The organism is Kosakonia radicincitans DSM 16656, from assembly GCF_000280495.2.
GTDB lineage: Bacteria > Pseudomonadota > Gammaproteobacteria > Enterobacterales > Enterobacteriaceae > Kosakonia > Kosakonia radicincitans.
The window spans coordinates 1,260,442-1,282,590 of record NZ_CP018016.1 but is presented as its reverse complement, the minus strand read 5'-3'; the positions used below and the strand labels follow the sequence as shown (position 1 = coordinate 1,282,590).

The window sequence follows — 22,149 nt, the reverse complement described above, 5'->3', positions numbered from 1 at the left end:
CGTGCCGCTCCCTTATCTGGTGAGGCCAGGCGCTATCAGCGCGCCTGGGTCTCGGTGATGCCATAACGGGCGTATTTTTGCAGCAGCGCGGCGTATTTACCGTTTTCACGCAGGGCGTTCAGCGCGGCGGTAATTTCGGTTTTCAGCGCGGTGTTGCCTTTCTTCACATAAATCCCCAGCGTCTGCGGATAAATGGTCTGCGGCGAGGTGATTTTGACGCGGCCATTGCTGCGCTCAGCGAACATACTCACCGCGCCAGCAATATCCACCTGCGCCTGCACATTGCCGGAAAGCAGAGCCTGCAACGTCTCCGGCGCAGTGGGGAACTCTTTCACGGTGATGCGTTCTTTACCGTTTGCTTTACAGTAGTTTTCCGACAGATCACGCAGTTTGGTCACCCATGAAGTGCCCTGCTGCAAACCGACGGTTAAGCCGCACAGATCCTGTTCGGTTTTTGGTGCGACCTTGCTGTCGCTGCGCACCATAATGTAGGCCCCGGTATCGGCATAAGGAATGGCGTCGGCCTGCGCGATGCGCCCTTCGGTGATGTACAGCGCGGAAATCACCGTGTCGTGACGATTGGCGTTCAGCCCGAGGATCAACCCGGCGAATTTGGTGTCGGCCAGTTGCAGTTTCAGGCCCATTTGATCGCTAAGGAGCTGTGCCAGCTCAGCATCAAAACCAACAATTTTATTATCCTGCCAGGATTCAAACGGCGGATAGGCCACTTCCAGCCCGACTTTCAGTTCTCCGGGCGTCAGAATGCCGTCTGCGGCGCTGGCCGCCGACATGCCCGCCATCAGCGCCGCTGCGGCGCAAAGCCCACGTAACATTTTCATTTTTTTCATTCCCCTGCTCCTGTAGAAAGCCGCTGCCGATGATGCGCATCAGCAAGCTGGCAAAGTAGTTCAAACATCATGGTGGCACCGGTCAGGCTGGTCAGATTGCCCTGATCAAACGGTGGCGAGACTTCCACCACGTCGGCTCCCACCAGATTTAACCCTTGTAATAAACGGATCCCTTGCTGCCCCTGTAGCGAGGTCAGCCCGCCGATTTCCGGCGTTCCGGTTCCCGGCGCGTACACCGGATCCAGCACATCAATATCAAAACTCACATAGGTCGGCTGCTGGCCCACGATGGCTCTGGCCCGCGCCATGACTGCTGCCATGCCCTCTTCGGCCACCTGCTCCATGCGAATCACCGTGATGCCGTTGTCTTCGGCCCAGCGATGATCTTTTTCGCTGAACAACGCGCCGCGAATGCCAATCTGCACGGTGCGTTTCGGATCCAGCACGCCCTCTTCCACTGCGCGGCGAAACGGCGTGCCATGGGTAAAGCGCTCGCCGCCGAAATAGGTGTCGTTGGTATCGGAATGTGCATCAAAATGGATCATTCCCAGCGGCTGCTCACGCCCTAACGCCCGTAAAATGGGTAGCGTCGTCAGGTGATCGCCACCGGCGGTCAACGGCATCACCTTTTGCTCATGCAACGCGCGGTACCAGGCCTCGATCAGCGCCAGCGTGTCCTGCACATCTACCGGGTTGACCGGCACATCCCCCAAATCACCGACGCGGGCCTGGTCATACGGCGACTGAAAAGTCACCGGATGCACCCGCCGTACCAGGCTGGAGGCATTGCGTAATTCACGCGGGCCGTGCCGGGTTCCCGCCCGGTTGGTGGTGCCACCATCCCACGGCACGCCAACCACGCCGATATCGAGCGATGCAATTTGCGCGCCAAACGGCAGGCGAAAAAAGGTCGGCAGCCCGCTGTAGCGCGGAATTTCGCCGCTTTGCGGCTGCGGGTAATCCACTGGCGTTGAATGATTCACAGACGTTTTTCCCCCTGATAATGAACACCGGGCAACACACACAACATTTCGTACAGCAGGTTGGCGCCAAGCTGCGCCGTGATCCCGCTGATATCGTAAGGCGGAGAGACCTCCACCAAATCGCCGCCAATCAGGTTCAAGCCGCGGCAGCCACGTACAATCTCCAGCGCCTGAATCGCGCTCAGCCCGCCGACTTCCGGCGTGCCGGTGCCCGGCGCCCAGGCGGGATCGATGCTGTCAATGTCATAGGAAAGGTAGACCGGCCCGTCGCCGAGCATTTCGCGGATCTCTGCCATCAGCGGCGTCAGGCTTTTATGCCAGCACGATTCCACCGTAATCAGTCGAAATCCCTGATCCACGCCCCACTGAAAATCGCCACTGGCATAGCCCTGCGCACGCTGGCCAATCTGCACCACGCGTTTGCAGTCCAGCAGCCCCTCTTCCACCGCCCGGCGGAAGGTGGTGCCGTGGGCAATCTTCTCGCCAAACATCTCGTCGTTGGTGTCGGTGTGGGCATCCACATGAATCAGCCCGACCGGGCCATGTTTTTTGGCGAGCGCGCGCAGGATCGGCAACGTCAGGGTGTGATCGCCGCCGAGCGTCAGCGGGATCACCGGCCACGCATTGAGTTCGCTATAAAACGCTTCGATAAGATCGACAGACTTCAGCAGGCTGTAGGTATTGATCGGCACATCGCCAATGTCCCCCACCTGCAATGACTCAAACGGCGCTGCGCCGGTCGCCATGTTGTACGGGCGAATCATCACCGATTCGCTGCGGATATGGCGCGGGCCATAGCGGGTACCGGCCCGCTGCGACGTACCGACATCCAGTGGAATGCCGACAAACGCCACATCCAGCCCGGCCGGGCTATCGCAATACGGCAGACGCATCATGGTGCTGCGTCCGGCGAAACGGGGCATGTCGTTACCGCTCTGCGGCTGGTGAAAAAGAGTTTCCATGCTGACTCGCTCCTCGCAATACAGGGTGTGTTGCGAAGATAGTGCCCGGGGGGAAACGGCGGAAAAATAGCAAAATACAAAAAATTAGTTTAGAAAAGTGAAAACTAATTACGCGCGAAAAAGAGGGCAATCGACTGTCATGGCTGCAAAATTTCCCAATCTGCGGTTAATGCATATTTTCGTCACCGTGGCGAAACATCAGGGCTTTGCCAGCGCGCAACAGGATCTCAACCTGACGGTATCGGCCATCAGTAATTACATGAGCGAACTGGAAGAGAAGCTGGGTTTTGTGCTGTGCCGCCGGGGGCGGGGAGGTTTTGCACTCACGCCGAAAGGCGAAGCGTATTTGCAGCAAAGCATGACGCTACTGAATACGCTGGAAAACTTTGAGCGCTACACCGCCTCGCTGCGCGGCGAACAGGGCGGGACGCTCAACCTTGGCGTCATTGACTCGACCATTACCGACCCGATGCTGCCGATCACCGATGCAATTGGGCAGTTCAGCGATCTCTTTCCGCTTGTGCATCTGAATCTGCAAATCAAAAACCCGAACGCCCTGCTACACGGCATTTTAAATAATGAACTGGATATCGCCGTCGGCACCTTTTCATTACAGGGAAACAGTGTGGTTTCGCATCCGCTGTACCGCGAGCAGCACTGGTTATATTGCAGCGATCAGCACGAATTATTCGGCGTGCGCCATCCGACCGTCGCGCATATTTCGCAGATGCGCATGGTGACCCGCAGCTACTGGAGCGCGGCGGATCTGGGTAAAAAAGGCTTTAAGCAGAGCGTGGCCAGCGTGGAGAGTATGGAAGCGCAGTTGATGCTGATCCTGTCCGGAAAATACATCGGTTATTTACCAGAACACTATGCGCTGCCGTGGGTGCAGCAGCAGCGCCTGCGCGCCCTGCTGCCGACCGATTACGGCTACCAGGCGCCGTTTTCCCTGATCTTCCGCCGCGGGCGCAGCAAAGAGATCCTGATCCGCACGCTGCGCGATTTACTGCGCAGCGCGTCGAAATCGTGGAAAACGCGGCGTTAGCAATGCCAAAACAAAAGGCGCGTCCTGCGCCTTTTGTTCGTTTATTACCGCATTCCCGGCCCCTGATACATACCACCACCGCCGCCGTGACCGCCACCGCCAGGGCCACCACCGCCGGGCCCCCACGGTCCCCAGGGGCCAATACAACCGGTCAGCGCGCAGGCGCTGGCTAACATCAGCACGGCAAAAACTACTTTTTTCATATCCACTCCTCAGGGACATCACAGGTAAAACAAAACATTACTCGGACTGGCTGGCATGCCAGCCGCCGCCAAGCGCGGCAATCAATTCGACGCTCGCCACCCACTGCGTGCTCTGTAGCGACAGCAGGCTCTGCTGCTCGCTCAGGCTGCTGTTTTCGGTAGTGGCCACGTCGAGGTAATCAATCATCCCGGCTTCATACTGGTTGCGGGTTACGCGCGCGGATTCCTGCGCGGCATCGGAAGCGCGCTGCTGCGCGGCAATTTCCCCTTGCAGGGTATTCAGCTCCACCAGCCCGTCTTCCACTTCCTGCAACGCCGACAGCACCGTTTGCCGGTAGGTCGCGACTTTGCTGTCATACGCCGCGCGCGCCTGATCGACTTCGGCAGACGTCGCGCCGAAATCAAGCAGCGTCCCGCTCAGCGATGGCCCCAACGACCAGACGCGGTTCGGCAGCGAGAACAGGCTCTGAATGGCAGAGGCGCTGACGCCGCCGCTGGCGCTTAAACTCAGATCCGGATAGTAACCGGCCACCGCCACGCCAATCGCCGCATTGGCCGCAGCGACGTTACGTTCTGCTTCGGCAATGTCCGGCCGGCGCTGCAACAGCCCGGCGGGCAAGGTTTGCGGAATGGCGGGCATCGTGGCGCTGAGTTTTGCCACCGGCAGGCTGAAATCGGCAGGTGCTTTACCCAGCAGAATGGCGATGGCATGCTCCAGTTGCGCGCGTTGCCACTGGTAGTCCTGCGCAGTCGAGCGGGCGCTTTCCAGTTGCATTTGCGCCTGCGCCAGCGTGCCGCGCGATTCGCTTCCAGCCTGATATTTATTGTTGATGACCGTCAGATAGCGCTCATAAGCGGCAACGCTGCGCTGGTAGAGGGCGATTTTTTCGTCCATCACCCGCAGTTCGAAATAGTCCTGCGCCAGTTCGGATTGCGCGCTCAGCGTCATGTTTGCCAGCTCAGCCGCGCTGGCTTCGGCGCTGGCGCGGTTCTCTTCCAGCGTGCGCCGCTGTTTTCCCCACACATCCAGTTCCCAGCTGGCGCTGAGTTCCGCCTGGTGCGCATTGCCGGTGCTGCGCTGCCCGTCGCTATGGCTGCTGCTGCGGGTGGTACTGGCGTCATAACTGACGGAAGGAAATAGCCCGGCGCGCGACTGCGCCGCCAGCGCCAGCGCCTGGCGATACAGCGCGGCGTAACTGGCGACATTCTGGTTGGAGAGGCTCACCTGGCGCAGCAGCGCATCGAGTTGCGGATCGCGGTAAACCGCCCACCACTCGCCTTTGCTTGCGCTATCCTGCGGCGTTGCCTGCTGCCAGCCGCGCGCCTCTTTGTAGTGAACCGGCAGCGCCATCGACGGGCGCTGATAGTCCGGGCCGACGGTACAGCCGCCAAGCAGCAATAAGATGACCGGAGTCAGACGTAACGACATTTTCATCAATCAGGATCCTGCATGGCGCAGACGACGCCACTGACGGCGGGTCGCGCGGCTAAGCGTATCGAGCCAGAGGTAAACCACCGGCGTCGTAAACAGCGTCAGTAGCTGGCTGAGCGCCAGACCACCGGCAATCGCCAGCCCCAGTGGGCTGCGTAAATCGGCATCACCGCCGCTGCCCAGTGCCAGCGGCAAGGCACCAAAAAAGGCGGCAAGAGTGGTCATCATGATCGGGCGAAAGCGCATCAGGCAGGCCTGCACGATCGCCTGCTGCGGCGTCATCCCCAGCCGCCTTTCGGCGTCCAGCGCGAAGTCGATCATCATGATGGCGTTCTTCTTGACGATGCCAATCAGCAGGATGATGCCGATCAGGGCGATCACCGTCAGTTGGGTATTGCTGAGCAGTAACAGCAGCAGCGCGCCAACGCCTGCCGACGGCAGCGTGGAGAGGATCGTCAGCGGATGGATGTAGCTCTCGTACAGCATGCCCAACACGATATAGATCGCCGCCAGCGCAGCGACGATCAGCCACGGCATAGTGGCCGCCAGTTCCTCATAGGCTTTCGCCGTGCCCTGGAACCCGGCCTGAATCGATGCGGGTAAACCGATTTTCGCCATCGCGGTTTTAATCAGGCTCTGCGCCTGCTCCAGCGAGACGCCATCGTTAAGGTTAAAGGCTACCGTACTGGTCGCCGACTGCCCCTGGTGCGCCACCGACAGCGGCGCATTCCCGCTGACAATCGAGACAAATGCCGCCAGCGGCACGCGGTCGCCATCGTCATTAATCACAAACAGCTCCTGCAATATCGCCGGATCGCGGGTGTAGTTATCGGCGAGCGTCATCACCACGTGGTACTGATTCAGCGTGTGATACAGAGTGGCGATCTGCCGCTGGCTGAACGCGTTATTCAGTAGGGTATCGAGCATGCTGACGTTGACGCCGAGGCGGCTGGCGCGATCGCGGTCGATCTGCAACACCACTTCCTGGCCGCCGGTTTGCGAGTCGGAATCCACGCTGTTCAGTTGCGGGATCGCCGCCAGTGCCGCCTGTACTTTTGGCGTCCACTCGCGCAGTAAATCGAGATCGTCAGCCTGCAGGCTGTACTGGTAGCTGGCGTTGGCACTGCGCCCGCCAATGTGCAGATCCTGCGCCGCCATCAGGAACATTTGCGCACCGGGCACGTGGCTGGTTCGCCTGCTCAGCCGGTTGGCGATTTCAGTCGCGGTGGCGTCGCGCTGGCTAAAATCCTTCAGCCGGACAAAGAAGTTGGCGCTGTTGCGCGAACCGAACATGCCGCTGCCCATCGATGACATTACGCTGTCCACCGCCGGATCGGCCTCGATCAGTTTGGTGAACATCTGCACTTTCGGCTCCATCGCCTGGAAGGAGATATTCTGATCGGCACGCACTGCGCCCATCAGCAGCCCGGTGTCCTGATCGGGGAAGAAACCTTTCTGCACCACGCTGTAGAGAAACACGTTGAGTATGACGGTGAGCAGCAGGCTTAACATCACCGCTTTCTGGTGCTCCATCACCCACGTCAGCCGCCGCGAGTAGGCCGCCAGCAGGCGGTTGAGCTGATTTTCAATCCACTGGTACAGCGGATGACGACGTTCATTGACGGCGGGTTTGGCTTTCAGCAACCGCGAGCACAACATTGGCGTCAGGCTGAGGGAGACGAACATCGAAATCAGCAGCGCCACGCTGAGCGTCACGGCGAATTCGCGGAACAGCCGGCCAATAATGCCGCCCATCAGCAGGATAGGAATAAACACCGCCACCAGCGAAACAGTCATCGACAGTACGGTGAAACTGACCTCGCGCGCGCCGCGCAGGGCCGCACGTAACGGGCTAAGCCCCTCTTCGATATGGCGGGCAATGTTCTCCAGCACCACAATGGCGTCATCAACCACAAAGCCGGTGGAGATAATCAGCGCCATCAATGAGAGGTTATCAAGGCTGTAGCCGAGCAGATACATCACCGCGCAGGTACCAATCAGCGACACCGGCAGCGCCAGCGCCGGGATCAGCACCGCCTGCGCATTGCGCAGAAAAACAAACACCACCGCGATCACCAGCAGCACGGCGATCAGCAATGTCTCTTCGGTGTCATACAGCGATTCGCGCACCGTACCTGAACGATCGACCACCACTTTGAGCTGCGTATCTGCGGGCAGATCTTTCTCAAGCTGCGGAAGCTGCGCTTTCACCGCATCGATAGTCTCCAGCATATTCGCGCCCGCCTGGCGCTTGATGCCCAGCATCACCGACGGGCTGCCATTGAGGAAACCGGCCTGGTATTTATCTTCGATCGAGTCATAGACGTTGGCGACATCGCTCAGGCGCAGCGCTTTGCCATTCTGATAGGTAATGATCAACGAGCGGTACTGCGCGGCTTTGTCGAGCTGGCCGTTGCCATCCACCACCCAGGATTGCGTGTCGCCCTGCAACATGCCTTTCGGCAGATTGGAGGTACTGTTGGCGACAGCCTTGCGCACGGTGTCGAGCGAAATGCCGTACTGCGTCAGGCGCTGCGGTTGCAGATCGATGCGCACCGCGGGCAAGGCGCTGCCCATCAATGACACTTCCCCGACGCCTTTCACCTGCCCAATGGCCTGCTCAATTTTGCTTTCCGCCAGATCATAGAGTTCGCCCGGCGAGCGCGTCGCGGAGGTGAGCGCCAGCATCACGATCGGCGCATCAGACGGGTTGGCTTTGCGGTACGTCGGCAGCGACTCCATGCTGCTCGGCAGCAGGCTGCGCGCGGCATTAATTGCCGCCTGCACGTCACGGGCGGCGCCGTTGATATCGCGGTCGAGATCGAACTGCAAAACAATGCTCGCCGATCCCTGTGAACTGCTGGAGGTCATCTCGGTAATACCGGCGATCTGCCCAAGCGATCGCTCCAGCGGCGTGGCGACGGTGGCCGCCATGGTTTCCGGGCTGGCACCGGCGAGGCTGGCGCTGACCATAATGGTCGGGAAATCGACCTGCGGCAGCGGCGCGACCGGCAACAGCCGGTATCCAAGGCTACCCAGCAGCAGGATAGCCAGCGTGATCAGCAGCGTGGCGACCGGGCGGAAGATAAACAGACGCGTCAGGTTCATGATTTCGCCTGCTGCCGACGTTTTATCCAGCGGCTACCGCGCGTGGCAAGGTCATCAAACAACAAATAGATCACCGGCGTGGTAAACAGCGTCAACATCTGGCTGACCACCAGCCCGCCAACAATCACCAGCCCCAGCGGCTGGCGCAGTTCCGCGCCCGAACCGGAAGCCAGCATCAGCGGCAGCGCGCCAAGCAGCGCCGCCATGGTGGTCATCATGATCGGTCGAAAGCGCAATAAACACGCCTGATGAATCGCCTCGCGCGGGCTGAGCCGCTGCTTGTATTCGGCCTCCAGCGCAAAGTCGATCATCATAATGGCGTTCTTTTTCACGATGCCGATCAGCAGGATCACGCCGATCAGCGCAATCAGGCTGAAATCGGATCCGGCCAGCATCAGCGACAGCAAACCGCCCACTGCTGCCGATGGCAGCGTGGAGAGGATGGTCACCGGATGGATAAAACTTTCATACAGGATGCCGAGCACCACATACATGGTGAGCAGCGCCGCGAGGATCAGCCACAGCGTATTGCTGGTGGCGCTCTGGAAGGCGTCGGTTTCCCCCTGGTAGCGCAGGGTCATGCTGGAAGGCAACTGCAACTGCTCGCTCACCGCAGCAATTGCTTTTTGCCCGTCCCCCAGCGAATAGCCGTCATTCAGATTGAACGAAATCATCGCCGCCGGGAACTGGTTCAGGCGCATATGCATCAGCGAACCGGTGCGCTGATGGATGGTGGCAATGGAGGTCAGGCGAACCATACCGCTGGTGCTGGTTGAGGTCGTACTGGTCGAGCTACTGCTGGTTGAGCTACTGGACGACGAGGTGCTGGTCGAGCTGCTGTCTGATGACGAAGAGGCACTGCTGGTCGACGGTTGCAGCCAGACATCATCAAAAGAGGCCGGTGATTGCTGATACTGCGGCGCGACTTCCAGCACCACGCGATACTGGTTCGACTGGGTGAAAATGGTCGAAACCAGCCGCTGACCAAAAGCGTTATACAGCGCCGTATCCACATCGGAAGCGGTAATGCCAAAGCGGGAGGCTTTATCGCGATCCAGCGAAACATACGCCACGCGCCCCTGCGATTGCAGGTTGCTGACCACGCCGTTAAATTCCGGGCGTTTTTGCAACGCCGCCACCATCTTCGGCACCCAAGTGAGCAGATTTTCGCTGTCGGCATCGTCAAGGGTGAACTGATACTGGCTGGGTGTCACCTGGTCGTTGACCGTCAGATCCTGCGCCTGTTGCAGGTAGAGCTGAATACCCACCACCTGCTGCGCCGCCTGCTGCAACTGTTTGATCACCACCGGCGCTTTATCGCTGCGCTCAGCGAACGGTTTCAGGTTGATCTGCAACCGTCCGCTGTTGAGGCTGGTATTGTTGCCATCAATCCCAATCGTTGAAGAGAGGCTCTCCACCGACGGATTCTGCAAAATCACGTTCGCCAGCGCCTGCTGACGCTTCGCCATTTCATTGAACGATACGTCCTGCGAGGCAATGGTCACGCCCTGAATCAGCCCGGTATCCTGCACCGGGAAAAAGCTTTTCGGAATGGCGATATAGAGCACGGCGGTCAGCGCAAAGGTTGCCAGCGCCACCAGCAGCGTTAACTTGCGATGGTTAAGCACCACGGTCAGCAGACGGTCGTAGTAATGAATTAACCGATCAAACAGTTCCCCGCCCTTGCGGGAAAAACGCGACTGCTGCTCCGGCGGAATATGCCGCAGCAGATAAGCACAAAGCATCGGCGTCAGGGTCAGCGACACCAGCATCGAAACGAGGATCGAAACCGCCAGCGTAATGGCGAATTCGCGGAACAGCCGCCCGACCACATCGCCCATAAACAGCAGCGGGATCAGCACCGCAATCAGCGAAAAGGTCAGCGAGATGATGGTAAAGCCAATCTGCTGCGAGCCTTTCAGCGCCGCCTGCATCGGCGTTTTGCCCTCCTCCAGCCGCCGGGAAATGTTCTCCACCACCACAATCGCATCGTCAATGACGAAACCGGTGGCGATAGTCAGCGCCATCAGCGACAGGTTATTGAGACTGAAACCGGCGAGGTACATCACGCCAAACGTGCCCACCAGCGACAGCGGCACCGCGATGCTCGGAATGAGCGTTGCCGCCACGCTGCGCAGAAACAGGAAGGTCACCATCACCACCAGCGCGATCGACAGCATCAACTCAAACTGCACATCGCTGATGGAGTCGCGAATGGTCTGTGTGCGATCCGACAGAATGCTCATCTTCACGCCATCCGGCAGCGCCGCCTGAAGTTGCGGCAGACGCGCTTTGATGCTGTCCACCACCTGAATCACATTCGCGCCGGGCTGGCGCTGCACGCTGATGACAATCGCCGGGCTGTTATTGGCCCACGCCGACTGGAAGCTGTTTTCCGGCCCCTGCTCAATATGGGCAATGTCTTTCAGACGCAGCGCGGCGCCGTTCTGATACGTCAGAATCAGATTGCCGTACTCCTGCGCCGTACGCAGTTGGTCGTTGGCATCGATGGTGACCGAATGGTACTGGCCGTCAAAACCCCCTTTCGAGCCGTTGACGTTGCTGTCGCCGATCAGCGTATTGACGTCCTCCAGCGTCAGGCCGTGCGCCGCCAGCGCTTTCGGGTCCATCTGCACGCGAATCGCCGGTTGATGGCCGCCCGCCAGCGTCACCATACCGACGCCGGAAATCTGCGACAGTTTCAGCGCCACGCGGGTGTTGACCAGATCCTGCACGCTGGTCAGCGGTAAGGTGTCCGAGCTGGCCGCCAGCGTGATGACGGCGTTATCCGCCGGGTTCACCTTTTTGTAGGTCGGCGGGTTCGGCAGGTCGCCCGGCAGCAAATTGTTGGCGGCGTTGATGGCCGCCTGCACTTCCTGCTCGGCAACGTCCAGCGACAGATCGAGCGAGAACTTCAGGGTGATGATCGACGAACCGCCGGAACTGGAGGAGGTCATCTGGCTGAGCCCCGCCATCTGCCCAAGCTGGCGCTCCAGCGGCGAAGTGACGGACGAGGCCATCACATCCGGGCTGGCGCCAGGATAAAGCGTCGTCACCTGAATCGTCGGGTAATCAACCTGCGGCAGCGCCGAGGTGGAGAGAAAACGGTAGGCGAAAATACCGCTGATCAGCACGCCGACCATTAACAGAATGGTGGCAACCGGACGTTGAATAAACAGACGTGACGGGTTCATTTCGCGCTGGCCGCCGCCGTTTTCGCCGGGCTTTCATCCACGACCGACACTTTGCTGCCCGTGCTAAGACGATCGATCCCTTCGGTTACCAGCCTGTCGCCCGGCGCAACGCCGGTGAGCACCACTTGCAGGTTATTCTGCCATGCCGGGCCGGTCTTCACCGCTTTGCGGGTAACGGTATTGTCTTTGTTGATCAGCCAGACAAAGGTGCCATCGCTGCTCAGTTGCAGCGCCTGCGATGGCACTACCGTGGCCTGTTTCAGCACGCGGGTCTGCAAGCGCAGATTGACAAACTGGTTGGCGTACAGCGCTTCGTTCTGATTGGGGAACAGCGCTTTCAGGGTAACCGTGCCGGTGCTGGTGTCGATCTGGTTGCTGATGAATTTCACCGCGCCCTCGTCCAGCACGCTGTTGTTGTCGGCATCGAAAGCGGTCGCAGGTAACGTCTGGCCGGCGTGCAGCGTTTTCGTCAGTTCAGGAATATAGCTTTGCGGCACGCTGAAGGTCACCGCCGCAGGCTGCATCTGGGTAATGATCACCAGCCCGGTGGTGCTGGAGCTTTGCACCATATTGCCCGGATCGACCAGCCGCAGGCCGACGCGCCCGCTGACCGGCGCGGTAATACGCGCGTACTCAATGTTCAGTTGCGCGCTGGCGATCTGCGCCTCGTCGGACGCCACCGCACCGCGATACTGGCCGACGGTGGCGATTTGCGAATCCAGATCCTGGCGCGCCAGCGAGTCCTGCGCATACAGCTTGCGATAGCGCGCCAGCGTCAGCTCTGCGCTTTGCAGCAACGCTTTGTTTTCGCTTAATTCGCCCTGGTACTGTTTCAGCGTTGCCTGGTAAGTGCGCGGATCGATCTGCGCCAGCAACTGCCCGGCTTCCACTTTTTGCCCTTCGGTGAAGAACACGTTTTCCAGTTGCCCGTCCACCCGGCTGGTGACAGTGACCGACGCGTTGGGGATCACGGTGCCAAGCGCATTCAGGTAGACCGGCACATCCGCCGCGCTTGCTGTACCGCTATGCACCAGCGTAGTTCCGGCACCCAGCCTCGCCATCGGACCACCAGATCCTCCGTGCCCGTGCGGCCCGCCGCCTGGAGGGAAATCACCGCCGGGCCCTTTCCCCACAGGCAGCAGACGCCACACCACACCGGCTGTAATCAACACCAAAATCAACACTATTAGCCATTTGAGCCAGCGGGAGCCATTGCTCGGGGATACGTTCGTTTTCATTGAATTCTTCTGGTGGACGGGAAAAAAGTCGCTGCTACCCGGCCAGGGGAAAACCTGTCGCCGGTTATGCCCGGTTAAACTCACATGAAATTATGAAGATAATTACTTTGGCGATATTTCAATTTATTTCAATATAATTCAAATCAATAACATTAAGGAAATAAATCAAATTTAATAATATTAAACAGTTCTTTTCCTGTCCCTGACAAAAATACAGAATGCTCTCACAGACAAATAAAAATATCTCAGCCGGGTCGACAGATTCTTTACCCGCAGCTCCATAACCCTACCACTATCGAAGCTATTTCCCATATTCAGACGTTTATCCCCTCCGAATAATACTCCCGCATCGGGAAAACATAATTTATGGACAATTTGAGCAATGAAAATTAAATCATTGGCGTTACTGATCTGCGCAGTACTCCCCTCTTTCTCTGCGCTGGCGGAAAATATTCCGGTTATTCAGATCGCTTGGAAAGGCAATACTTACCCGGCCATTATGGTCAAAATGAAGGCCGCCTCCGGCCTCACTCGTCAGCAACTGCCCGCGCTGTTAGCGCTCGGCGATTCGTCTCTTAGCGTTAACGCGGCATTTAAGCACGCCACCGCACGCGGGACAGAAATAAGTGAGTTGCAGGCGCTGGATGCGAAGTACGGTTTTGACCGCTACCTGCGCATTGCCATTCCGGACGAACGCAAACGTGATATCGCGTATATCAACGGCATCGTCGAAGAGCTAAAACAAAATGCCAACGTTGAAGTGGTTTATCCGGAAGCGGAACTGATACCGCACGAAGATGCGGTAAAGACAGGGCGCGCCGCGAAGCAACTGAAAGTTATCGATTATCGCTCGTTGCAGTATTACACCAAAGGACCACATGACTCTTCCCCCTCCTACAGCCTCGGCGGCGTGAACCGCGACAGCGTAAATCAGTTTGAAGGTCATGAGGGTGCCAACGTCACGATCTTGTCCCATGAGCTGGGCATGTGGAACCAGAACCATATTAACCTGCCCAAAGCGGCCTTTATTCTGGGTACACCGAATAACAACCAGGCGATGACGGACCATGACACCGCATCGGTGGGCATCATGGCAGCGACGGATATCGGTGCGGGCGTGAAGGGCCTGGCCTGGAATACGCGCATGGCGTACGCCGCAGCGGGCAGCGATCAACTCTATAACGCCATTCCGCGTCTGCAAGCCGGGGACGTGGTGCAGATTGGTTTTGAGATTGCCGGTGGTCAGCAGGTTGGCTGTGCCGACGTGTGCGCTCTGCCGCTCGAAAGCCAGCAGGCGTACTTTGATGTGCTGAAAGCGCTGACCGACAAAGGCGTACACGTGATTGAAGCCGCTGCCAATGGCAATATTGACCTCGATAACAGCGCCTTCGGCGGCCTTTTCGATCTCAAAAAACGCGATTCCGGCGCCATTCTTGCGGGCGCAATCAACCCGGTAGACAGCATGCGCGCCAGCTTCAGTAACTACGGCAGCCGTGTCACCAGCGCAAGCTGGGGTTTATATGTCACCAGTACCGGCTATGGTGATCTCGCCAGACCGAATGCCAACGAAACCTATACCTGGCAGTTCAACGGTACCTCGTCGGCTAACCCGATTATCGCCGGGGCCGTTGCCAGCCTCTCCAGTATCGCCAAAGCGCACGGCAAAACCGTTACCCCACGCCAGATGCGAGACATCATTCATGACACGGGCACTCCGCTTGCGGGTAATACCTCCACGCTTATCGGTACCCAACCGGATATGGGCAGAGCGGTCGAGAAGATCCTTGAGCTGGACGGCGAAGTCATCTCCGATGAAGCGCCGGTTATCAGCGTCGATCGCGCCACCATCAATACCGTTGCCACCAGCACAAACTGGAGCTATCCGGTGACCGCCAGCAGCGATCAGGCCAACGTCTCCTGGGAGTGGAAATTCATTTCCGGCGACAGCAGCATCCGCCTGAGCAATACCAGCAGCGACAGCACCTCGATTATCGTCCCGGGCAACGTGGGCGATACTCAGGCGCGTTTCCAGGTGACGGCGACCAACGGCAGCGGTAAATCCTCCACCACCGACGTCACGATCGTTGTTACACAACCGACGGTGGTTATCGTCGGCGTGGACAGCATGGACACCAACAGCCCGGCCAGAATGTTCGCTCAGGCAAACTTTGAGCAGGCAAGCTATGCCTGGCAGTTGCTGAAAAATGGCCAGCCAGTGACTGGCGGCATCGATCAGAACGGCCAGATCAAAGCCGGTCTGCCTGCGGGCAACTATATGGCAGAAGTGACGGCCACCAATACCGCGCAGGGCACGCGCACGGCCACCACCCGCCACAGTATTAATGTGACCGGTGAAGCGGTACAGAACAACGATGCCGCCTTCATTCAGGCATTGCAGATGGCGATTTCCGCCACCGATAACGAACGCAGCGTGACCTTCAACGGCAACGTCACTTCCACACAAGCGGCGACCAGCACGCCGTCTTATCACTGGGCGCTGCCAGCGGGCGCACAGGGCAGCACTGACGGCCTGCCTTCCCAGCGTTTCACCATCACCAAAACCAGCCAGCCGCAAACGCTGACGGTGAACGTCACGGTGAACGCCGGTACCGAATCCCGCGTGCTGGCGCAGACGCTTACCGTTCCGGCGCTGACCAGCAACGACGGCGAAAACGACAAAGCACCGGTCCTCAACGTCGATCGTCGCATTATCAACACCGTTGCCAGCAATATGGCCTGGAGCTACCCGGTTGTTGCCAGCAGCGATCAGACCAACGTCGCCTGGGAGTGGAAATTCATTTCCGGTAACAGCAACATTCGCCTCGGCGGTAGCACCAGCGACCGTACCATCATCTCTGTACCGGCGAATGCGGGCGACACTCAGGCGCGCTTCCAGGTGACGGCCACCAACAGCAATGGCAAAGCCACTTCCACAGAAGTGGTCATCGTGGTGGCGAAACCGGCAGTCGTCATTGCCGGTGTGAAAAGCATGGATACCGCCAGCCCGGCGAAACTGTATACCCAGGCGAACTTCGAGCAGGCAGGCTATGCCTGGCGTCTGCTGAAGGGCGGCCAGGTGGTCAGCAACGGCATCGATCAGAGCGGCCAGATCCAGTCTGGACTGACAGCTGGTGACTATGTGGCTGAAGTGACCGCCACCAACACCGCGCAGGGCACCCGTACCGCCACCGCGACACACACGATCAAAGTGATCGGTGAAACCGTGCAGAACAACGACGCCGCGTTTATTAACGCGCTGCAAATGGCGTTCTCCACTACCGATAACGGCGACAGCGTGACCTTCAACGGCAACGTTACTTCCGCACAAGCTGCAACCAGCGCGCCAACCTATAACTGGTCGCTGCCAGCAGGTGCGCAGGGCGGCAGCAATGGCCTCGCGTCCCAGCGCTTTACCGTCGCCAAAACCAGCCAGCCGCAAACCCTGGCGGTGAATGTCACGGTGAAAGCCGGAACGCAATCCCGCGTGCTGACGAAGACCATCACCGTTCCGGCGAAAGAAGTGACGAACACCGATGCCGCGTTTATTAACGCGCTGCAAATGACGCTCTCCTCCACCGACAACGACGACAGCGTGACCTTCAGCGGCAACGTTACTTCCGCACAAGCAGCAACCAGCGCGCCAACCTACAACTGGTCGCTGCCAGCAGGCGCGCAGGGCGGCAGCAATGGCCTCGCGTCCCAGCGCTTTACCGTCGCCAAAACCAGCCAGCCGCAAACCCTGGCGGTGAATGTCACGGTGAAAGCCGGAACGCAATCCCGCGTGCTGACGAAGACCATCACCGTTCCGGCGAAAGAGGTGCCGAACACCGATGCCGCGTTTATTAACGCGCTGCAAATGACGCTCTCCTCCACGGATAACGGCGACAGCGTGACCTTCAACGGCTTCGTCACCTCCGCACAAGCAGCAACCAGCGCGCCAACCTATAACTGGTCGCTGCCAGCAGGCGCGCAGGGCGGCAGCAATGGCCTCGCGTCCCAGCGCTTTACCGTCGCCAAAACCAGCCAGCCGCAAACCCTGGCGGTGAATGTCACGGTGAAAGCCGGAACGCAATCCCGCGTGCTGACGAAGACCATCACCGTTGCGGCGCAGGCCAGCAATGATGACGGCGGCTACCCGCAGTGGGCCTTCGGCACCGCGTATAAAGCCGGTGATGTGGTGACGCACAAAGGCAAAAACTTTGAGTGCGTTGTTGCAGGCTGGTGTTCTCAGGCCGGTGAGTTTTCTCAGCTGCATTATGAGCCGGGCGTCGGTCTGAACTGGGGAATGGCGTGGAAACTCTCTAACTAAGTCATCTGGTTATCAAAGGCGATGATATCCGTCATCGCCTTTTTTATGCATTTTGTTAATACCGCGCAACATCTGAATTTATATTCAGCCAATAAGTAACAGCCTATTAAAATTCATTAACATTTATCCTGTAACTTCATTTACGCAAACACATCAAATAGATAAGAATGTATTTCCTTATCATTTAGCGCCGCTAAATTATTAATATCAAGAATATTCACCAAATAAATGCATCCTGTTGAAAAAGAGAAGAAAACTGCCGCCACCATCTATTTAAACTAACGAAACGCCTACTTTTTTACTTTCAATTGTATTGTTAGCCGACTTTCTTTTGTGTATCCTTATTTTCGTCTTAAGAATACTCCCTTAAGAAACTACTCAATAAGCGCACTATGATGCGCCGTAGTATGAAGTTCATTTATTATTAAATTGTTATTTGTTTTTTTATTGTCGAAATAAGTGGTTGCTCGCTTTTATTAAATTAAGAAAAACATCGTTAACAGATTGTTGACATGTTGTTCTCAGGAGCAAACACATGCACGAACAAAATATGAATGAGCAAATGCAGTCTATTGAGGATCTGAACCTGTCCTATCTGTTACTGGCACAGCGTCTGATTCGCGAAGATAACATTGCGGCAGGTTTTCACCTTGGGTTGAACGAAACCACGATGGAAACCATCAAGGGGTTATCTCTTCCGCAGCTCATTAAATTGTCATCAACCGGTCAGTTAATTAGCCGACTGCGTATTGATGATGAAGCACTGATTGCTTGTTTGACAAAAGAATCCCGTATCGATGCGCTTCAGCGTTTTCATACTGGCATTATTTTATCGAGCAATTTGCTTTCTGAAGACAACGAAAGCAAAGCCGCATGAGGGATGACATGATGTGTGATAAAAGCATTATGTCTGAAATCAGGGACGCGCAAATCGCCATTGAGTTAATTACTTTTGGCGCCAGAATGCAGGTTCTGGAGAGCGAAACTGGCCTCAGTCGTCGCAAGCTGTTGAAACTTTATAAAGAACTGAAAGGCTGTTCACCCTCAAAAGGTATATTGCCGTTCTCTGCGGACTGGTATATGGCCTGGGAACAGAATATTCATTCTTCTATTTTTTATAATATTTATTGTTTCATCAAAAAATCTGTATCTGGTCGCCCGGTAGAACTGATGCTGAAAGCATACCGTATTTATCTGGCGCAAGGTTTAGCGGATGCAGAGGAAAAGCCGGTACTGGATCTCACGCGGGCGTGGACACTCTTACGGTTTATTGATAACGGCATGATAAAACAGACCGAATGCAGCGAATGCAAAGGGAAATTTATCACCACGCCAGAACATATGTTTAACGGTTTTACCTGTAGCTTATGTGTTCCGCCATCGCGGGCCATGAAAAAAAGCGACAGATTAAATCAGTCAGCTTCTGCGTAAGTTTGTCGGGATAAATATTAATACCGTGCTTGAAACGTTTTCGGCGGCCTCGCATATTCAGGAAAATCCTGAAAATGCGAGGCCGTCGCGTTTTATCGTTATTCGGTAAACATACCGCGATAATAGGTAGGACAAATATTCAGGCGCATCAGAATATCACGTCGGTGAACATAAGCCGTTTTCAGGCTGATCCCCAGAGAGTCAGAAACCTGCTGCGCGCTCGCGCCACAGGCCAGCATACGAAGCACTTCGCGTTGACGCAGCGTAAGCAGCGGCGTAGTCGTGGTTCTGCGTTGAGGAAGCCTGTTTTTTCTCGCCAGGTGGCTTGCCAGAAACTCAAAGATTTCCGTCATTGATGCATTCAGTCCCATTACCGGAATCTCCGGAAATAATGCGGACAAGAGTGAATTACCGCTATCCCCTAATAACACACAGGGTAAATTTGCATTTTCCTTGCGCATATTATCAAACAGATGCGACATATCCCCGACGTTGGTTGCATCTGTCGCAATCCCTACCACCAGCCGTAGTCTGTTATTTTTCACCTGACGCATCTCCTCCGCGCGGCGAATATGGTAGACCTTCAAACTGGGTCGATAGAGTTTAATTAACTTGATAAGACCTGATGCAGCAAAAATATCCCCACTGTGAACCAACACATGTGCAGCTGCTAATGATAATTTTCCGTTCATAGCTCCCGGGCCTGTTTTTACGTCACCTCATGTGAACGCAGGTTGTCAAAAAAACGCAGGGCTCATTGTTCCTGCGTGTGTTAACCGAACCCTTTCAGAATGATGAAAAGAGTGTCGAAAATGCCCGCCATCATGTTTTCAAAGAAGGGGGCAAGCGTGTACATCACCAGCGACATGGCGACCATGCCGACAGTCAGCGAGACGGGAAAACCGACGATAAAAATAGAAAGTTGCGGTGTCAGACGGTTCAGCAACCCCAGCGTGAGGTTGAGGCACAGCAGCAAAGTAATGACCGGCAGACCGAGCATAAAACCGTACTGAAAGATCATGCGACCCTCGCGGACGATCTCCATCATTCCCGTAGCGCCCATCGGCGCGGCACTGACCGGGAACGCGTTGAAGCTGCTCGCCACCACTTCCAGCAGATAGAGGTGACCATTGAAAACGAGGAACAGCAGCGTCACGCACAGGTTCAGCAGGCGGGCCACCACCGGCATATTGGTACCGCCGCTCGGGTCGTAGACCATCGCCATCGACAGCCCCATTTGCATACCGACCAACTCACCGGCGTGGCGTACCGCGACAAAAATCAACTGTACGGAGAAGCCAATCGCGATGCCGATGATCAGTTGCTGGCAACCAGCCATCAGGCCATCCAGCGAGGCAATCGCAATGCCTGTATCGGGTAACTGCGGCGCAATTAAGAAGGTTGAAACCAGCGCCAGCGCAATTTTGATGCGCGCATTGATCTGTTTTTCACTGAAAATCGGCGCGGTGCCCAGGAGCGCGAGAATGCGCAGGCACGGCCAAAAGTAATGATTTACATACGGATACAGGCTGGCCAGAGAGAGCGTAAGCATTGTTAACGAAGGCTGGCAAGCGAGCTAAACAAACCGTGCATATAATCCACCAGCGTCGCCAGCATCCACGGCCCACAGGCAATCAGCACCACAATAATCGTCAGGATCTTGGGAATAAACGACAGGGTCATTTCGTTGATCTGTGTCGACGCCTGCAAAATACTGACAATCAGACCCGCAGCCAGTGCGGCTAACAATAAAGGCGCAGCAACCAGCAGCCCAACTTTGGTGGCCTGAAACGCCAACGACATTACACTTTCCGGAGTCATTCTCTTCTCTCACTTAGCGGAAAAAACTGTCTGCCAGCGAACCGATAATCAGTTGCCACCCATCCACCAGCACAAACAACATCAGCTTGAACGGCAGAGAAATTGTCGCCGGGGGAACCATCATCATTCCCAGCGCCATCAAAATACTTGCTACCACCAGATCGATAATCAGGAACGGGATGAACATTGTGAAACCAATCTGGAAGCCAGTTTTCAGTTCGCTGGTCACGAACGCGGGCACCAGAATGCTCATCGGAACATCCTCTGGCGTATTAAATTCAGCGGCTTTCGCAATACGGGAAAAGAGTGCTAAATCCGTTTCACGGGTCTGTTTGAGCATAAAGGCGCGCAGCGGCTGCGACCCTTTCTGCAATGCCACTTCCATGGAAATTTTGTCCTGCGACAGCGGCAACCAGGCTTCGTCATAGATGCGGTTAGCAACCGGCGACATCACGAAAAAAGTCAGGAACAGCGCCAGCCCCAGCAGCACCTGGTTAGGCGGCGTACTGGCAGTGCCGAGTGCGTTGCGCAGCAGACCGAGCACAATCACGATGCGGGTGAACCCGGTCATCATCAGCAACACCGCAGGTAAAAACGTCAGCGAGGTCATTAACACCAGCGTTTGCACCGGCAGAGACCAGCTTTCGCCATTCGCGGAATGGGTAAGCATGATGTCGTTATTTGCCGCCCAGGCGAAGTGCGCTGGCAGCAGGATCCCTGCCAGCACAGCACCGAGGCCAATCACTCTGGATGTCAGACGAGAGACGTTTTTCATGACTGGCTCCTGGCGGCGCGCTGTTTAAAACACCGGAGCAAAGAAGCCTGAAAATCAGAAACCACCGGCATGGCCGTGCTGCTCTCCTGCTTTTCCATCGTCATCAGAGGCGTGATGCTTTGTTGCGTCACCCCCAGTAACAGCCATTTATCATCAACCTCAACCACCACCAGCCGCTCACGCGAACCGATACTCTGGCTGTGTTTCACTGCCAGCAGGTTATGGCCTTTAGCGACGCGAGAAACCACGCCAGTGCGACGGAGGATCCACGCAACCGCCACAATCATCACCAGCACCAGCGCCAGTGAGCCAACGATATTTCCCATGGAAATCGGGAAGGTCGCCGCTTCTGTGGTATGCGGCGCAACAGTATTCAGCGTCCCGGTATTCATTATCTGCTCAGCCGATGCATGCGCTCAGAAGGGGTAATAATGTCGGTAATACGAATCCCGAATTTATCGGAAACGACAACCACCTCGCCCTGAGCAATTAAATAACCATTAATCAAAATATCGAGCGGCTCACCCGCCAGGCCTTCCAGAGAAACAATGGAACCTGGGCTAAGTCTTAACAGCTCTTTAATTGTCATTTTCGTGCGCCCGAGTTCCACGGTCATTTTCACCGGGATATCAAGCACCAGATTTAAATCGTCAGTAAAATTCACCACAACATCTTCTTTTTCTGCAGATTGCATGGCCGTACCGTTTTCTGCGGTCAACTGTTCACTCATCGCGTCGCCCCAAAGATCGTCAAGTGATGATTTTTTTGCACCAGCAGATTGTTCAATATCGCTCATGTGA

18 protein-coding genes are annotated in these 22,149 nt (G+C 56.6%); 4 read left to right on the top strand and 14 right to left on the bottom strand.

All coding sequences use genetic code 11. From position 1 onward, the window contains the following. Positions 1-35 precede the first annotated feature (35 nt). From Y71_RS06380 to speB (Y71_RS06370), 3 genes are read right to left on the bottom strand one after another with little or no spacing between them, the layout of a single operon-like run. Positions 36-848: an ABC transporter substrate-binding protein gene (locus Y71_RS06380; RefSeq protein WP_007370689.1), complete on the bottom strand. Its 813-nt coding sequence runs from the start codon at positions 846-848 to the stop codon at positions 36-38. Continuing rightward, positions 845-1,831 (bottom strand): agmatinase, encoded by a 987-nt coding sequence (gene speB / locus Y71_RS06375; protein ID WP_007370688.1) that lies wholly within the window; start codon positions 1,829-1,831, stop codon positions 845-847. Before speB (Y71_RS06375) ends, Y71_RS06380 begins: the two co-directional genes overlap by 4 nt. Next, a complete protein-coding gene (speB, locus tag Y71_RS06370) occupies positions 1,828-2,793 on the bottom strand; it encodes an agmatinase (RefSeq protein WP_007370687.1) in 966 nt (321 codons plus the stop codon). The genes speB (Y71_RS06375) and speB (Y71_RS06370) overlap by 4 nt, the downstream gene beginning before the upstream one ends. A 139-nt stretch (positions 2,794-2,932) precedes the next feature. On the opposite strand from speB (Y71_RS06370), the gene Y71_RS06365 reads away from it, so the two are divergent. Further along, complete coding sequence (locus tag Y71_RS06365) at positions 2,933-3,838, top strand: LysR family transcriptional regulator (RefSeq protein WP_007370686.1); 906 nt, start codon at positions 2,933-2,935, stop codon at positions 3,836-3,838. 44 nt (positions 3,839-3,882) lie between these two features. Here Y71_RS06365 and Y71_RS30350 read toward each other — a convergent pair whose 3' ends face one another. From Y71_RS30350 to Y71_RS06345, 5 genes are read right to left on the bottom strand one after another with little or no spacing between them, the layout of a single operon-like run. Beyond that, positions 3,883-4,041 (bottom strand): hypothetical protein, encoded by a 159-nt coding sequence (locus tag Y71_RS30350; RefSeq protein ID WP_007370685.1) that lies wholly within the window; start codon positions 4,039-4,041, stop codon positions 3,883-3,885. A gap of 37 nt (positions 4,042-4,078) precedes the next feature. Further along, positions 4,079-5,470: an efflux transporter outer membrane subunit gene (locus Y71_RS06360; protein ID WP_035942389.1), complete on the bottom strand. Its 1,392-nt coding sequence runs from the start codon at positions 5,468-5,470 to the stop codon at positions 4,079-4,081. Between the two features lie 9 nt (positions 5,471-5,479). Further along, positions 5,480-8,581: a multidrug efflux RND transporter permease subunit gene (locus Y71_RS06355; protein ID WP_007370683.1), complete on the bottom strand. Its 3,102-nt coding sequence runs from the start codon at positions 8,579-8,581 to the stop codon at positions 5,480-5,482. Beyond that, positions 8,578-11,775, bottom strand: coding sequence for an efflux RND transporter permease subunit (locus tag Y71_RS06350; RefSeq protein WP_007370682.1), 3,198 nt, complete (start codon positions 11,773-11,775; stop codon positions 8,578-8,580). Before Y71_RS06350 ends, Y71_RS06355 begins: the two co-directional genes overlap by 4 nt. Further along, positions 11,772-13,013 carry an MdtA/MuxA family multidrug efflux RND transporter periplasmic adaptor subunit gene (locus Y71_RS06345; RefSeq protein ID WP_035942108.1) on the bottom strand — a complete coding sequence of 414 codons (1,242 nt, stop codon included), beginning with the start codon at positions 13,011-13,013 and terminating at the stop codon, positions 11,772-11,774. Before Y71_RS06345 ends, Y71_RS06350 begins: the two co-directional genes overlap by 4 nt. A gap of 382 nt (positions 13,014-13,395) precedes the next feature. Here Y71_RS06345 and Y71_RS06340 point away from each other — a divergent pair, with 382 nt between their 5' ends. The 3 genes from Y71_RS06340 to flhC all read left to right on the top strand — a co-directional run bounded on the left by Y71_RS06340 (position 13,396) and on the right by flhC (position 18,753). Further along, a complete protein-coding gene (locus Y71_RS06340) occupies positions 13,396-17,322 on the top strand; it encodes a PKD domain-containing protein (RefSeq protein WP_081120712.1) in 3,927 nt (1,308 codons plus the stop codon). Positions 17,323-17,857: 535 nt separating this feature from the next. After that, positions 17,858-18,199 carry a flagellar transcriptional regulator FlhD gene (gene flhD / locus Y71_RS06335; protein WP_007370675.1) on the top strand — a complete coding sequence of 114 codons (342 nt, stop codon included), beginning with the start codon at positions 17,858-17,860 and terminating at the stop codon, positions 18,197-18,199. Positions 18,200-18,210: 11 nt separating this feature from the next. Further along, positions 18,211-18,753, top strand: a complete 543-nt coding sequence (gene flhC, locus Y71_RS06330) for a flagellar transcriptional regulator FlhC (RefSeq protein WP_007370674.1) — start codon at positions 18,211-18,213, stop codon at positions 18,751-18,753. Positions 18,754-18,851: 98 nt separating this feature from the next. Here flhC and Y71_RS06325 read toward each other — a convergent pair whose 3' ends face one another. The 6 genes from Y71_RS06325 to fliN all read right to left on the bottom strand — a co-directional run bounded on the left by Y71_RS06325 (position 18,852) and on the right by fliN (position 22,145). Next, a complete protein-coding gene (locus tag Y71_RS06325; protein WP_007370673.1) occupies positions 18,852-19,445 on the bottom strand; it encodes a helix-turn-helix domain-containing protein in 594 nt (197 codons plus the stop codon). 80 nt (positions 19,446-19,525) lie between these two features. Next, positions 19,526-20,305, bottom strand: a complete 780-nt coding sequence (gene fliR / locus Y71_RS06320; RefSeq protein ID WP_007370672.1) for a flagellar biosynthetic protein FliR — start codon at positions 20,303-20,305, stop codon at positions 19,526-19,528. A gap of 2 nt (positions 20,306-20,307) precedes the next feature. Continuing rightward, the gene (gene fliQ / locus Y71_RS06315) at positions 20,308-20,574 is read right to left on the bottom strand and encodes a flagellar biosynthesis protein FliQ (RefSeq protein WP_035942105.1); all 267 of its coding nucleotides are present in this window, start codon (positions 20,572-20,574) and stop codon (positions 20,308-20,310) included. A gap of 13 nt (positions 20,575-20,587) precedes the next feature. Beyond that, positions 20,588-21,349, bottom strand: a complete 762-nt coding sequence (fliP, locus tag Y71_RS06310; protein WP_050998879.1) for a flagellar type III secretion system pore protein FliP — start codon at positions 21,347-21,349, stop codon at positions 20,588-20,590. Then, a complete protein-coding gene (gene fliO, locus Y71_RS06305; RefSeq protein WP_007370669.1) occupies positions 21,346-21,741 on the bottom strand; it encodes a flagellar biosynthetic protein FliO in 396 nt (131 codons plus the stop codon). Before fliO ends, fliP begins: the two co-directional genes overlap by 4 nt. Then, on the bottom strand, positions 21,741-22,145 hold the full coding sequence (gene fliN / locus Y71_RS06300) for a flagellar motor switch protein FliN (protein WP_007370668.1): 405 nt from the start codon (positions 22,143-22,145) through the stop codon (positions 21,741-21,743). The genes fliO and fliN overlap by 1 nt, the downstream gene beginning before the upstream one ends. Positions 22,146-22,149 lie beyond the last annotated feature (4 nt).

Coding starts and splice junctions, on each gene's coding strand:
- Y71_RS06380 (WP_007370689.1), bottom strand. CDS start 848: ATGAAAAAAATGAAAATGTTACGTGGGCTTTGCGCCGCAGCGGCGCTG.
- speB (WP_007370687.1), bottom strand. CDS start 2,793: ATGGAAACTCTTTTTCACCAGCCGCAGAGCGGTAACGACATGCCCCGT.
- Y71_RS06365 (WP_007370686.1), top strand. CDS start 2,933: ATGGCTGCAAAATTTCCCAATCTGCGGTTAATGCATATTTTCGTCACC.
- Y71_RS30350 (WP_007370685.1), bottom strand. CDS start 4,041: ATGAAAAAAGTAGTTTTTGCCGTGCTGATGTTAGCCAGCGCCTGCGCG.
- Y71_RS06360 (WP_035942389.1), bottom strand. CDS start 5,470: ATGTCGTTACGTCTGACTCCGGTCATCTTATTGCTGCTTGGCGGCTGT.
- Y71_RS06355 (WP_007370683.1), bottom strand. CDS start 8,581: ATGAACCTGACGCGTCTGTTTATCTTCCGCCCGGTCGCCACGCTGCTG.
- Y71_RS06350 (WP_007370682.1), bottom strand. CDS start 11,775: ATGAACCCGTCACGTCTGTTTATTCAACGTCCGGTTGCCACCATTCTG.
- Y71_RS06345 (WP_035942108.1), bottom strand. CDS start 13,013: ATGAAAACGAACGTATCCCCGAGCAATGGCTCCCGCTGGCTCAAATGG.
- Y71_RS06340 (WP_081120712.1), top strand. CDS start 13,396: ATGAAAATTAAATCATTGGCGTTACTGATCTGCGCAGTACTCCCCTCT.
- flhD (WP_007370675.1), top strand. CDS start 17,858: ATGCACGAACAAAATATGAATGAGCAAATGCAGTCTATTGAGGATCTG.
- flhC (WP_007370674.1), top strand. CDS start 18,211: ATGTGTGATAAAAGCATTATGTCTGAAATCAGGGACGCGCAAATCGCC.
- Y71_RS06325 (WP_007370673.1), bottom strand. CDS start 19,445: ATGAACGGAAAATTATCATTAGCAGCTGCACATGTGTTGGTTCACAGT.
- fliR (WP_007370672.1), bottom strand. CDS start 20,305: ATGCTTACGCTCTCTCTGGCCAGCCTGTATCCGTATGTAAATCATTAC.
- fliQ (WP_035942105.1), bottom strand. CDS start 20,574: ATGACTCCGGAAAGTGTAATGTCGTTGGCGTTTCAGGCCACCAAAGTT.
- fliP (WP_050998879.1), bottom strand. CDS start 21,349: ATGAAAAACGTCTCTCGTCTGACATCCAGAGTGATTGGCCTCGGTGCT.
- fliO (WP_007370669.1), bottom strand. CDS start 21,741: ATGAATACCGGGACGCTGAATACTGTTGCGCCGCATACCACAGAAGCG.
- fliN (WP_007370668.1), bottom strand. CDS start 22,145: ATGAGCGATATTGAACAATCTGCTGGTGCAAAAAAATCATCACTTGAC.